Raw genomic sequence first — 12325 nt, forward strand, 5'->3', positions numbered from 1 at the left:
CAGATGAAGAAAATCGAAGCCGTGATCAAGCCCTTCAAGCTGGACGAAGTGCGCGAGGCCCTGTCCGAAGTCGGTATCACCGGCCTGACGGTGACGGAAGTGAAGGGGTTTGGCCGTCAAAAAGGCCACACCGAGCTGTACCGCGGCGCCGAATACGTCGTGGACTTCCTGCCCAAGATCAAGATCGAAGTCGTGGTGAACGGTGACGTGGTCGAGCAGGCCGTCGAGGCCATCATCAAGGCTGCCCGCACTGGCAAGATCGGCGACGGCAAGATTTTCGTGATGGACGTCGAACAGGTCGTTCGCATCCGCACCGGCGAGACCAACGAATCAGCGGTTTGAGTTCGCGAGGTTTTTGACCTCGTTGCATCCTTGAAGATGCACCATTAAAAATCCGGAACCCCAATCAGGTTCCGGATTTTTTTATGGCTTTCACCGGGAGTTTGAGTGCGGTCCTGATGGTGCTCAGGCTGCCGCGGGTTGCCCGCCGCACCGGTCTACTCCCGCTTGTTGCCAGCGGCTGCTTCGTTCGCCTTGTCGGGTCTGGCGGGCGCCCCGGCTTTTGCGGCAACGCGTTTTTCGTTCTGGTCGGCGATCTCGTCCCTGATCTGCCTGGTCGCGAGGCTTCCAAAGCCATCCGCCAGGTTGCGCGCGGCGAGCCCGGTGCTGAAGAAGCGACCCAGGCCGAAATCGATGGAGTTGGTCCCGGTCTGGGCCTTGAACTGACCGAAGACCGACAGGGCATCTTTTTCCGCGTTATCGTTGTTGTCCTCGCTTCCGCCCCCGTTGATCAGCCTGGCCTTGCCCCCCTTGCTGGGCGCCTGGGTGGGAATGTAGGCAATGCTGCGACCGGAGTAGCCCAGGGTAAAGCTCGGCCCCTGTTCGGCTACGGCCGTCTGCACGCTGATGCCGATCCCTATGGTGTTGCTCTGGCCGAAGTACATGCGGATGACTTTTCTCTCGGGCTCGCTCGCCGGCGGCCCGGCGTCCGGGGCGCTTGCTGCGGGTGCCTTGGCCGAGGTGGCAGGCCCGGCCGTCGTCGGCGCGGCGGACGATGTTGCGGCAAGTCTGGTGTTGTCTCTGGTGTTGTCTTTTTCGCAGTCTTTCTCGCTGGCATCCTTGTCCGCACAGCTCGTCGAGCCGGCCTTTGGCGTGCACGGTTCAGCCTGCATGCCTTTTCGGTAGCCATCGGCCAGATTCGCGGCAGCCAGCCCGGTGGCAAAAAAACGGTCCAGCTTGATGGCGCCCCTTTTTTCCGGCTCGGTGCTCAGCATGGGCCAGTTTCCCTGGCTGGTGAATTGCCCGAACACCGACAGGGCGTCGTGTCGCTTGGTGCATTTGGTGTGGTAGGACTGAATTCTGCTCACCTTGTCGTCGGTAACGATCGCCACCGGCACGATGGCGAGGTTTTTGTCCTTATAGCCCAGCGTGAAGTCGAAGCCCTGGCTGTCTGCGCCAACGTTGGCCGTAACGCCGAAGTTCACCGCCTCGCCGAAGATCAGCGGGCTGCCCGAGGTGGCGCAGGCGCTAAGGCCGAGTACCGGGAAGAGCAGCAGGAGATTCGGGCTGGGTTTCATGGTGTTTTTCTCCTCTCGGGGGCTGTTGGGGCGCTGCGATGCAGATGCCGCCTTTTGGATCGGCCAGTCGGCGGGCGGTTTCAAGGTGTTCCGGCTGGCTGACCCAGATGACCAGCCGGCATTCCGGGCCCAGGGCGGCCCAGCTTTGCCGGGAAAGTCCGGCGCTCCAGCCGAAGGGCGTACTCACGACGCCAAGCGATTCGACCTTGGCAACGTAGGATTTCGCCGGGTCATCGACGGTTATGGCCAGCACGCCCCAGTGCTGCTCTACCCTGACCTGGTCTGGCCCGGATTCGATACGCACGCTTGCGCAGGCGGCAAGGGCCAGCGCGCACAGGCCCGCGGTGACATTCATGCACAGGTGGAGCGCCTGACGGGCATTCATTCGAATCCTTTTTTGGGTCGGCTGTGCAGGCTTCAGTGCTCGCGGATATTCGCAGGGCATGTACTGCATGCTAGTCGAGGGGCAGGACAACTTCAAGGGCGATCGCGCCCGGTAGGCGGCGGGGCGTTGCGAACAGGCGGGGAGGGCTGCGTTTGCGTAAAATGCCGGGTTTTACGCTTTTCCGGATTTTCGCCATGGCCTCTATCGTCCGCACCCGTTTCGCCCCCAGCCCCACCGGCTACCTGCACATCGGGGGGGCGCGCACGGCGCTGTTCTCGTGGGCCTACGCCCGGCGCCATGGCGGCCAGTTCATCCTGCGCATCGAGGACACCGATGTGGCCCGTTCCACGCCCGAGGCCGTGCAGGCGATTCTCGACGGCATGAACTGGCTCGACCTGAACTGGGACGAAGGCCCGTTCTACCAGATGCAGCGCATGGACCGTTACAAGGCGGTGATCCAGGAAATGCTGGCCGCCGGCACGGCCTACCCGTGCTACATGCCGCCGGACGAGCTCGACGCGCTGCGCGAAGCCCAGCGCGCCCGCGGTGAAAAACCCCGCTACGACGGCCGCTGGCGCCCCGAGGCGGGCAAGGTGCTGCCCGCGCCGCCGGCTGGCGTTTCGCCGGTGATCCGCTTCAAGAACCCGCTTGAGGGCGTGGTGGCGTGGGACGACCTGGTGAAAGGCCGCATCGAGATCGCCAACGCCGAGATGGATGATCTGATCATCGCCCGCGCCGACGGCACGCCCACCTACAACTTCTGCGTGTGCGTGGATGACTGGGACATGGGCATCACCCAGGTGATCCGCGGCGACGACCACGTGAACAACACCCCGCGCCAGATCAACATCCTCAAGGCGCTGGGGGCCGTGGTGCCGCAATACGCCCACCTGTCGATGATCCTTGGCGACGACGGCCAGAAGCTTTCCAAGCGCCACGGCGCGGTGAGCGTCACCCAGTACGATGACGACGGTTACCTGCCGGAGGCCGTCATCAACTACCTGGCGCGCCTGGGCTGGAGCCACGGCGATGACGAAATCTTTACCCGTGCGCAGCTGGTTGAATGGTTCGACCTGGATCACATCACCCCGTCGGCCGCCCAGTTCAACACCGAAAAGCTCAACTGGCTCAACGCCCACTACATCAAGCAGACCGACAACGCCCGGCTGGCCGCCGATGTGTCGCGCCGGCTGGCCCGCCGCGAGGTGGACCCGGAAGCCGGCCCCCGGCTTGAAACGATCATCGCGCTGTACAAGGACCGCGTTGCGACGCTGAACGAGCTGGCCGACGCCGCCGAGCCGTTCTATATCGATCTTCACCCGGCGCCGGAAGTCATCGCCCAGCATCTCACCGACGCGGCCCGCACGGCGCTGGCAAGCCTGCGCGGCAAGCTGGCCGAGGTGGCGTGGGAGAAGGCTGCGCTGTCGGCGGCGATCAAGGAAACCTGCACCGCCCACGGCATGAAGATGCCGCAGGTGGCGATTCCGCTGCGCGTGGTTCTGCTTGGCCAGCCGCAAACGCCGGCCATCGACGCCGTGCTGGAAACGATGGGCCGCGAACTGGTGCTCGGCCGCATCGACCGCGCGCTGTAAGTTTCTGAGCGCGGCCGGGGCGCTTCAGTTGGTTGTGGCCGGCGGGCGGGTTCCGTCGCCGGCCTGGTTGCCGCCGCGCACCAGATCCCGCGCGCGGAGCAGGCCGTTGATGGTCTGAATCCAGAACGGCGCGCCGAGCCCGAGCATCACGACGCTCAGGATCACGCCGAACAGCCAGCGCAGGGCGCGGCTGGTGTCGTTGCCGAGCGCACTCAAGGCGCTGCCGCCGGCCCATGACGCTTCTGGGTGCCCGGGCGCCAGCGCCAGCAATGCGCTGCAGCGCGGATCCGTGTTGCCGGTGTCGCAGCCGGGGTAGCGATCCCACCCGGCCGGGAAAGTGGTGGTGGCGTGGGTGAGCACCTGGCGGGTGTCGGCGTAGGCGCTTTCGGTGGCCTGGATGGCGTCCCTCGCCTCGCGGGCCTTGGCTTCGATTTCATCTTTTTTGCCCGGCGCCGCGCTGAGCAGGAGTTTTTCCAGCTCGTCGATCTTCCGGGAAGGGGACGCGTTGGTGGCGGGGGCGTCGGCCGTTTGCGGATCGGCAGCCCCGGTCTTGGCCGAGCTCTCGTATTTGGCGATGATCGCGCCCCGCAGGGCCGGCTGGGCGAGATAGGTTTCAAGCAGGTTGAAGGCGTCGATGTTGGCGCCGAAGGCCAGCATGGCGGCAAACACCAGGCTGTGCCGCCGGGCGATGCGTGAAAAATCTTCGGTCGCGGCGTGACCGTAGGCGATGAACTGCTCGTACAGTTTTTGCAGGCTGGCCTCGAAGCCCGCGGCATCCACTGCGTTTTCCATTTTGGCTGCCAGGGATCTTCCGGCGCTGGATGCGCTGAAGCGGGTCTTGAATTCATCCTCGCTCAGGGTGTCGAGGGTGTCGCTCAGGGACGACCAGACTTTCCATTCGTAAGACAGCCGCGGCCACAGCCCGGCGAGCCAGCTGGTGGCCGCGGCGTGTGGGGCGGCCACGATTCCCTGGTCGGGAAGCCGCGCACGGTACGCGGCGGCCTGTGCATCGTCCGGCTTGGCAGCGATCTCCGCGAGCCTGGCCGGCTGCAGGCTCATTTCGCCCACAAAGCGGCGCAGCGCGTCCGCGTCTGCCGGCAGGTTTTGCGCGCTCAGTCTTTCCTTCAGCGCCAGCGTAAACAGGCTTTGCAGCAAGTCCCGCAAACCCCGTGCCCGGGCGCGCAGGGCGCGCTGCCAAGTGCCCGACAGGGACGATACGCCAGTGGTCAGGACGAGCATCGTCAGTGCGAGCGCCAGAAACGCCTCGAGAAGCGGCAGAAACGAAGTCATCAAGGTGTCTTCCTGAAAGGTGCGTTGGAGCAGGGGAATCGACCGACCCCGCCCGGCTCACTTTCAAGAATAGACAGGCGCCTCAGTTACGCAAAGCTGCCATCCGGCAGCGCAAGGGGCTTGCTGCGCCTTGAGCGTGCAACAAGCTCCTTGTCCGGTGTTCAGGAGGCGCAATACGCGCCGGCGTTAGAAGTTTGCCGGCTGCTGGCTGCCTGAGCCCTGGGCCTGGCGGGGCACGATCTCGCCGTTGCGAATCCGCACCGCATCACCCTCGTGCCAGGCCGGTGCGCTTTGTTGTTCGACGACCCGGCGGGTGCCGTCGTCGAGGCGCACGGTAATCCGGTAGTGGCTGATCGTGCGGTAACGGCGTTCGGCTTCGTTGCCGGCAAAACCGCCGAGCACGGCGCCGCCGATCCGGGCGATCTGCTTGCCCGAGCCTTCGCCGACCTGATGGCCGAGCACGCCGCCGAGGATGGCGCCACCCACGGCGCCGAGGCCTGAGCCTTCGCCCTTCTGCTGGATGGCCTCGATGTTCTCGATCACGCCGCAGTCACGGCAGATGGGCGCTGCGGGCGGGGCATCGGCAACGCGGCGGGCGGTGTGGTCGGTGGGCGGCTGCGCATCCCGTGGGGCGGGCACGGCATCGACCGGCGGCGGGTTGCCCTTCGCCACGGCGGGGGTTGCGGCAGGTTTGGGGCGGACCGGTGTGTGCTTTGCCGCCGGGGCCGGTTCGTGGTGTTCGGCCTTGAGGGCCGGGGCCCCGGGCTCGGCCGGTTCGGCGGCGGCCAGTCTGGTCGGCGCAACGGGTTCGGGGGCCGCGGTGCCAGTGACGGCTGAACTCTGCGGCGCAGCGCTGCCGGATTCGGGCAGCAGGCCGGTGAGCTTTGCCACACCGGCCAGGCTGAGCGCGGTTACGGATGCGGCTGCAACCCAGAGCATGGGGTGCAGGGCAGTACGGCTGGGGGTGGTGCTCATGCTTTTCTCCTTGAAGGGTGAAAAGCTTAACGCGCCAGGTCGCTCCAGGGAGACGCCTGCAATCGCCCCTTACAAAAGGCTCTCTCAGCGAACCCGACGATGCACCCTGTGTGATGAAGGGGCCCTGTAGGGGCGACTTCAGTCGCCCGCGGACTTTGATCAACGGCTTGCCTGTGATTCAACGTGCGGATGGGCGATGAAGTCGCCCCCACTAAAGCCACAACAATGCGCCTGCAACCGACGCAACGGTGAATGCCCATCACACAATGGCCGAGTGGCGGCGTTTATTCCTCGCTGCCTGCGCTGGGGCGGGGCGGTTTGAGCAGGTAGCGGGCCGGGTCCATGGCATCCACCAGCTCAGACTCGAGGGGCAGCGGATCGCCGTTGATCTGGCTGGCCAGCAGCTCGCCTGCCAGGCTGGCCCACACCAGGCCGCGGGCGCCAAAACCGGACACCGCGTAAAGGCCCGGCTGGCGCGGGATATCGGCGAGCGGCGTGGTCTTTTCGGTCTGGGCGACGGCCGGCACGGCGCCGATCATCGGCAGGCGGTCGGGCGAGGCCGGGCGGAAGCCGACCCGGCCTTCGAGATGGGCCGGATCATAGGGCGCAGCGTAGCCGGGCAGGATGAAATCGAGCTTGGCGAGGTTTTCGCGGTGTTCCTCTACGCGCAGTTCGGTACCGTCGTCGTCGGCGATGAAGGTGGCGCCGGCGCAGCGCATGCCGTCCACCTCGGGGCTCACGTAGCCCAGGCGGCACACCACCACCTTCGGCGCGCTGCCGGGCGTGGCTGGCAGGTGCGAGACCTGGCCGCGTGCCGGACGCACCGGCAAGGCCGCAGCCAGCGGCAGGGCGCGGATGCCGACGCCGTTGGCGAGGATCGCCACCGCCGCACGGGCGATCTCGGTGTCGTCCGGGGCGAAAGCGACCCACTCGGCGCCAATGCGCTCCAGCCGGTCGAGCTTGGTGTCGAAACGGGTCGTGATGGCGGCCCCGCCGGCGGCCAGATTGGCAGCGCACAGGCTCGGCGGCTGGATCCAGCCACCGCTCGGGAACCACCAGCCTCCCGTTTCAACCGGCCAGCCACAGATTGTTGTCGCTTCATCCTTGGTCACGAAACGCAGATAGTCTTCAGGCGGCTGGTGGGCGTCGACGACTGCGCGCATCTTGCCCTCCTGCCTGGCGTCGCGGCCAAGGTGCAGCACGCCGCATTGCGACCAGCGCACCGGGTGCCCGGCGGCGGCCAGTGCTTCGAAGTGCCGAAGCCCGTAAAGAAAGCCCGCCCGGGTGATGCGGGCGAGCCGGTTGTCGTCGAGACTGGGCAGCGGGCGGAACACGCCGGCCTTGTTGCCGGACGCGCCGTGGCCGGGGCCGGGCGCCTCGTCGATCACGGTGATCTGCCAGCCACGGGCGGCGAGCCGCTCGGCGACGGAGGTGCCGGCGACGCCGGCGCCGATGACGAGGGCGGTGGGGGGGCGTGTGGCCGGCCGGACCTTGCCGGCTAAATCGTCGGGAAGCTCGTCGGTGCGGTACGGGGACGGGACGGGCGGGATTGCGTGCGACTGTGCCCGGTGCGACGAATCGTTTTTCTGGATGCTCAGGAGCGTGTCGAGTGGCTTGAGATCAGGCGCGGCGAGTCTCCGGGCGAGGCAACGCTCAAGAAAAACAGGGTTTTTCCGATATTGCGCAACGTCAGCTGAATGCTTGCCGCCACCGCCAGCCGGTGGAAGGATGGCGTCGCATGAGGATCTGCTTGCCACGCAGGGCGCGGGCGGGGTCATGACGGGTTGGGGAGACATTTGGCTGAGAGCAGGGGTGGGACGAGGGCTGGGTACCTGATCGATGTGTCGTAGCGGCTTATCTGGCGCGGCGATTGGCAGTTTGCCCTGCCGAGGCCGGTGCTGCAATTCCTTGCAGAGTGAAGCCTTTGGGTATTCCGAGTGAATATGGCTGCCGTGCTGAGGAGGTCAGCCGGCTGGACTGAGTTGCTCTGCATGGGATAGACTTTCCACCCTATTTCGCCCTGAGGCTGCAACAGCAGTCCGAAATCATCCAGCAAATATTATTGCTTAAAATGTGTCGTTTCCCCGTGTTTTCATCACGGTTTCCGGTTTTTCAGACAAGTGCTACGTACCGCTGAATGATTAGTAAGCTGACAAGACTTGCAGCAGAGGTTTATGCCAGTCGGTCTGTTCTCGGGCGGCTGGTCCGGCAGCAGTTGATACTGCGTTACAGGCGAACCGTTCTCGGGTACCTGTGGACCCTCGTCAACCCATTGTTGATGATGTCGGTGATGGCGATGGTCTTTGCCACCATCTTCAAGGAAGACGTGAAAGTCTTCGCCATCTTCCTTTTTGCCGGGATGATTCCCTGGAACTGCTTCAATTCGATTGTCGTCCAGTCCGGCGGGGCCTTCATAAACAATGAAGGCTTGATAAAGAAGATATACATTCCCAAAATACTGTTTCCGCTCAGCGTTTCGCTTGGGGTTTTCATCGACAGCATCCTGTCGTTTTTTGCTCTTTTCGCAATTATTCTGGCGGTGGGAGGCAAGGTCAGCACGGCGCTGTTTTTTGTGCCTGTTGCCTATATCCTGCTCTTTCTATTTTCGTTTGGAGTCGGTTTGGTCTTCTCGGTGGCTACGGTCTTTTTCCGTGATTTGCAGTACGTGATCCAGATTGCCATGCAGGGACTCTTTTTCCTGACGCCGGTTCTCTATAAAAAAGACGTTCTTTCCGGCGGGGTTTCAAACCTGGTGGCGTTGAATCCGGTCGTGCCCTTTATCGAGCTTTTCCGGGCTCCGCTTTTCCAGGCGAAGATGCCTTCGGATGATGTGATTCTTCATGCGTCGCTGATCTCCATCGTTTCCATCATTCTGGGGCTGGTTGTGCTCCTTGGACAGGAGAAGAAAGTCGTTTTCCGGCTTTGACCCCTCATGTCGAAAATCATTGTTGATAAGCTGTCCATCAAGTTCCGCATCTATCACGACAGGTCTCCTTCATTAAAGGATTACGTCGCCAACCTTTTTCGCGGTAACCGGCAGTCGGCCTATTCGGATTTCTGGGCGGTAAAGGATGTTTCCCTGGAGTTCAATTCGGGTGACCGGGTCGGCATCGTCGGACACAACGGGGCCGGCAAGAGCACTTTGCTGAAGGCTTTGTGTCGAGTCTATGAGTCGTCCGACGGTCGGGTGACTGTGGACGGCCGCCTTGCTCCGTTGCTGGAGATCGGAGCGGGCTTTCATCCCGAATTCACCGGGCGGGAAAATATCTATCTGAACGGCGCGATCCTTGGCTATACCGATCTGCAGTTGCGAGCGATCGAGCCGGAGGTGATTGCATTTGCCGAACTCGAAGAGTTCATCGATACACCGGTCAAATACTATTCGACCGGGATGTACATGCGCCTGGCTTTTTCCCTGGCCACCGCGGTGCATCCCGACATCCTCGTTCTCGACGAGATCTTTGCTGGTGGAGATGCCGCCTTCATGGCGCGAGCGACCACCCGCATGTTCGAGATGATCGACAGGGCCAACATCATGATCATGGTTTCCCATGATCATCATCTCGTCAAATCCCTTTGTAATCGGGTCGTCTGGATGGATCACGGGCGGGTTGTCCTGGATGGGGCGCCGGACGTTGTGATTGACCAATACCTCGGATTGAATACCCATGCAGGATGATCGTCCGCTGAAGTCGTCGGGCCATGCCGACGCGGCCGACGCTGTGCAGCAACGGCTCGAAGAGCTGAATGCCCGGATGCGCGGCCTGGGGCAACAGCTGGTTGCAGAAGCGCGATCGCTGGAGGAGCTCTCTCTCTCCATGACCGCCATGAGCGCTGCAAGCAGGGAGGCTTCTGACGCGGGCGCCAGGGCCAGATCCAAGACCAAATCCAAATCCAAGGCGCGGGCCAAGGCACGCGCAGCGCTGGCCGAGCGCTGGAGTATTGCCTGCCAGCTATATGGCGATCTCGCCGGGCTGTGTGACCGCCTGGCGGCTCTGTCGGAGACGATGGCAGAGAGCTTTGTGGTCGAAATGGTCGAGACGAAATCGTTCCAGGATCGCCACGCCATTGCCGGCAAACTCGAGACGGCTTTTTTCGATCGTCTGTGCGGAGAGCGCGAGGCGCTGCGTGAATATCTTCTAAGCCTGCTTGCGCGGCGGGCCTGGGATGCCGTGAAGGCATTCGTGCGCTATGTGGATGTCGTCGGGCCCGAGATCGAGCCGTCGCTGTTGTCCGCGAAGATCGAGCAGGACTTTTCCCTTGATGTTGTGGCGTGGCAGTCGGATATCGGGATTGGGGAGGCGCTGGCAGTTCAGGATCCGGCGTATGTCCTGACGGTGCGCGCCTCCGAGGGCAGGGGGCAGGGGACATTGAGCGACCTGCGCAGATCCTCGCTCGGGAAGTTCTACGTGGAGCGTCTCAAGCACTATCCGCCAGTTCGCTCGGCTGCCATCTGGTTGTGGCAGCGGGGGTATCCGGTCTATGCAAATCGCGTCGCGCCTCTGGTGTTCCGTCGCGAGGCCCAGCGCTGGCGTCCCCTCACGGATATCGTGGAGTACTCTGCAAGGTCTGAGGCCGGGCAAAAAGTTGTGCTGGCCGCGCCGTCGAAGGTGGAGACCCCGATTCCGGTGGCGTTTCCTGAGAAGAGCCGTGCCGTACTCGTCTCACCCCACGACAGCTACGTGTTTCCCGAGATATTCGTCACCACGGTGCCTGATGCCACGGTTTACGGTGGCACCAACCTGGTTCTGGTCAATGGGGAGGTGATTTGTCACAACCTCTACAATTTCGAGCGCGATTACACGTCGGAGGAACTGCACGGCCGGACCTCGATCGACCCGAAGAATCGTCGGGTGCGCTGGTTGTCCCATGACAATGATCCGGAGCACCTGCCCCGTGCCGGCGTGTTTGTGGATGCCTGTGCGCCCAATTACGCCCACTGGCTGACCGAGGTTTTCTCCCGAGTGGTCATGTTCTGCAGCGATGAGCGCTTTGCCGATGTTCCGCTGATCGTCAATGACGGACTGCATCGCAACCTGATGGAGTCCCTGCTGCTGATTACCCGGGGAGAGCGGCGAATCATCACATTGCCCATTGGCCGGGCAATTACCGTCGACGAGTTGTACCTTACCTCGAACGCAGGCTACGTGCCTTTCGAGCGACGGACCACGCGCCTTTCCGGGCACTCTCACGGTCTATTCAGTCCGGTGGCAATGGGGCGGATGCGGCAGATGCTGGTTGATGTTGCGGCGACTTTCCCGTCGCCGAAATGGCCCGAGAAAATCTATCTGAGGCGCAATTCGGGTGTCAGAAAGGTCATCAACTCCGGTGAGATCGAACGGGCAATGGTCGCGCGCGGATTTTCCGTGATCGAGCCGGAAAAGCTGTCCTTCCTGCAGCAGGTCCAGCTTTTTTCCGGAGCGAAGGTGGTCGTTGCCTCAACCGGCGCAGCCGTGGCGAACATCATTTTCTGTCCTCCGGGTGCGCGCATCAGCATCTTCATTTCCCGCTATGCGGATACCAGCTATTGGTATTGGCAGAATATCGCCGCGGCTTCGGGTAATGTTGTCCGCTACGTACTGGGAGAGGCCGATCCGGGGAGCACTCACGGGATTCACAGTGATTTCCGGGTTTCGGTCGACGACGTCCTCAAGTCCCTGTGACGATCTTCAAGCCCCGCTGTTCGGCGTGGGGGCGCGTCACCAAGCAAGCTTTTGAATGGAGTTGAAAGAATGATTCATCCCACCGCAATCGTTTCGCCTCTGGCGCAAATTGGCGTCAATGTCAGGGTCGGCCCATTCTCCATCATTCACGACAATGTGGTCATCGGGGCCGATACGGTGATCGAAAGCCACTGCGAGATCGGACATCCGAGCGCTCTTGCCGGTGGGCGTGCCCTGGTGATCGGTCGGGGCTCCCTGATCCGCTCCCACAGCGTTTTTTACGAGGGTTCCACTTTCGGCGAGCGCCTGACCACTGGCCACCGGGTCACCGTGCGGGAGCTCACCACCGCGGGCAAGAACCTTCAGATCGGTACGCTGGGAGACATCCAGGGGCATTGCGAGATCGGCGATTATGTCCGCACCCACAGCAATGTGCATATCGGACACGAATCGAAGATCCACAACTTCGTCTGGATCTTTCCGTACGTCGTGCTGACCAATGATCCCCATCCTCCCAGCGATACCTGCGTGGGATGTGAGATCCATGATCATGCGGTGATTGCGACCATGTCCATCATCCTGCCCGGTGTGCAGGTCGGCGAGCATTCCCTTGTCGCCGCCCACAGCTCCGTGAGCCGTGACGTGGAGGCGCACACAGTGGTTGGCGGCAGCCCTGCCAGGTTTTTGTGCCCAACCGACAAGATCAAGCTCAAGGATGGTTCCGGGCGTAGCGCATATCCCTGGACAACTCATTTTTCAAGGGGCTACCCCGAGGATGTGGTCAAGGAGTGGCTGAGCCGCATTCCCGCATCCGGGCAGGAATAAGCCCTATTTTTCGACGCG

At 62.9% G+C, this 12325-nt stretch carries 10 protein-coding genes; 6 read left to right on the forward strand and 4 right to left on the reverse strand.

Features of this window, described 5'->3' with window-relative positions; all coding sequences use genetic code 11:
- Positions 1–3: 3 nt before the first annotated feature.
- Complete coding sequence (locus tag Q1W26_RS16035) at positions 4–342, forward strand: P-II family nitrogen regulator (RefSeq protein WP_300442452.1); 339 nt, start codon at positions 4–6, stop codon at positions 340–342.
- 155 nt (positions 343–497) lie between these two features.
- On the opposite strand, the gene Q1W26_RS16040 is transcribed toward Q1W26_RS16035, so the two are convergent.
- Positions 498–1661, reverse strand: a complete 1164-nt coding sequence (locus Q1W26_RS16040) for a hypothetical protein (protein WP_300442295.1) — start codon at positions 1659–1661, stop codon at positions 498–500.
- A 495-nt stretch (positions 1662–2156) separates the two neighbouring features.
- Here Q1W26_RS16040 and gltX point away from each other — a divergent pair, with 495 nt between their 5' ends.
- Positions 2157–3554 carry a glutamate--tRNA ligase gene (gltX, locus tag Q1W26_RS16045; RefSeq protein ID WP_300442297.1) on the forward strand — a complete coding sequence of 466 codons (1398 nt, stop codon included), beginning with the start codon at positions 2157–2159 and terminating at the stop codon, positions 3552–3554.
- A 24-nt stretch (positions 3555–3578) separates the two neighbouring features.
- Here gltX and Q1W26_RS16050 read toward each other — a convergent pair whose 3' ends face one another.
- The 3 genes from Q1W26_RS16050 to mnmC all read right to left on the reverse strand — a co-directional run bounded on the left by Q1W26_RS16050 (position 3579) and on the right by mnmC (position 7615).
- Entirely contained in the window at positions 3579–4844 is a 1266-nt protein-coding gene (locus Q1W26_RS16050) for a hypothetical protein (RefSeq protein WP_300442298.1), read from the reverse strand.
- A gap of 186 nt (positions 4845–5030) precedes the next feature.
- Positions 5031–5819: a glycine zipper 2TM domain-containing protein gene (locus tag Q1W26_RS16055; protein WP_300442300.1), complete on the reverse strand. Its 789-nt coding sequence runs from the start codon at positions 5817–5819 to the stop codon at positions 5031–5033.
- A gap of 284 nt (positions 5820–6103) precedes the next feature.
- On the reverse strand, positions 6104–7615 hold the full coding sequence (mnmC, locus tag Q1W26_RS16060; RefSeq protein ID WP_300442301.1) for an FAD-dependent 5-carboxymethylaminomethyl-2-thiouridine(34) oxidoreductase MnmC: 1512 nt from the start codon (positions 7613–7615) through the stop codon (positions 6104–6106).
- Between the two features lie 341 nt (positions 7616–7956).
- Here mnmC and Q1W26_RS16065 point away from each other — a divergent pair, with 341 nt between their 5' ends.
- From Q1W26_RS16065 to Q1W26_RS16080, 4 genes are all read left to right on the forward strand, one after another.
- Positions 7957–8745 carry an ABC transporter permease gene (locus tag Q1W26_RS16065; RefSeq protein WP_300442303.1) on the forward strand — a complete coding sequence of 263 codons (789 nt, stop codon included), beginning with the start codon at positions 7957–7959 and terminating at the stop codon, positions 8743–8745.
- Between the two features lie 6 nt (positions 8746–8751).
- Complete coding sequence (locus tag Q1W26_RS16070; protein ID WP_300442305.1) at positions 8752–9498, forward strand: ABC transporter ATP-binding protein; 747 nt, start codon at positions 8752–8754, stop codon at positions 9496–9498.
- On the forward strand, positions 9488–11482 hold the full coding sequence (locus Q1W26_RS16075; protein ID WP_300442306.1) for a glycosyltransferase family 61 protein: 1995 nt from the start codon (positions 9488–9490) through the stop codon (positions 11480–11482). Before Q1W26_RS16070 ends, Q1W26_RS16075 begins: the two co-directional genes overlap by 11 nt.
- A gap of 69 nt (positions 11483–11551) precedes the next feature.
- On the forward strand, positions 11552–12307 hold the full coding sequence (locus Q1W26_RS16080) for a hypothetical protein (protein ID WP_300442307.1): 756 nt from the start codon (positions 11552–11554) through the stop codon (positions 12305–12307).
- Positions 12308–12325 lie beyond the last annotated feature (18 nt).

The organism is Zoogloea sp. (assembly GCF_030157465.1).
GTDB lineage: Bacteria > Pseudomonadota > Gammaproteobacteria > Burkholderiales > Rhodocyclaceae > Zoogloea.

What these genes read in the sequence shown, in the direction of transcription:
- Q1W26_RS16035 (WP_300442452.1), top strand. Translation starts at nt 4, where the DNA reads ATGAAGAAAATCGAAGCCGTGATCAAGCCCTTCAAGCTGGACGAAGTG.
- Q1W26_RS16075 (WP_300442306.1), top strand. Translation starts at nt 9,488, where the DNA reads ATGCAGGATGATCGTCCGCTGAAGTCGTCGGGCCATGCCGACGCGGCC.
- Q1W26_RS16055 (WP_300442300.1), bottom strand. Translation starts at nt 5,819, where the DNA reads ATGAGCACCACCCCCAGCCGTACTGCCCTGCACCCCATGCTCTGGGTT.
- Q1W26_RS16080 (WP_300442307.1), top strand. Translation starts at nt 11,552, where the DNA reads ATGATTCATCCCACCGCAATCGTTTCGCCTCTGGCGCAAATTGGCGTC.
- Q1W26_RS16050 (WP_300442298.1), bottom strand. Translation starts at nt 4,844, where the DNA reads ATGACTTCGTTTCTGCCGCTTCTCGAGGCGTTTCTGGCGCTCGCACTG.
- gltX (WP_300442297.1), top strand. Translation starts at nt 2,157, where the DNA reads ATGGCCTCTATCGTCCGCACCCGTTTCGCCCCCAGCCCCACCGGCTAC.
- mnmC (WP_300442301.1), bottom strand. Translation starts at nt 7,615, where the DNA reads ATGTCTCCCCAACCCGTCATGACCCCGCCCGCGCCCTGCGTGGCAAGC.
- Q1W26_RS16070 (WP_300442305.1), top strand. Translation starts at nt 8,752, where the DNA reads ATGTCGAAAATCATTGTTGATAAGCTGTCCATCAAGTTCCGCATCTAT.
- Q1W26_RS16065 (WP_300442303.1), top strand. Translation starts at nt 7,957, where the DNA reads ATGATTAGTAAGCTGACAAGACTTGCAGCAGAGGTTTATGCCAGTCGG.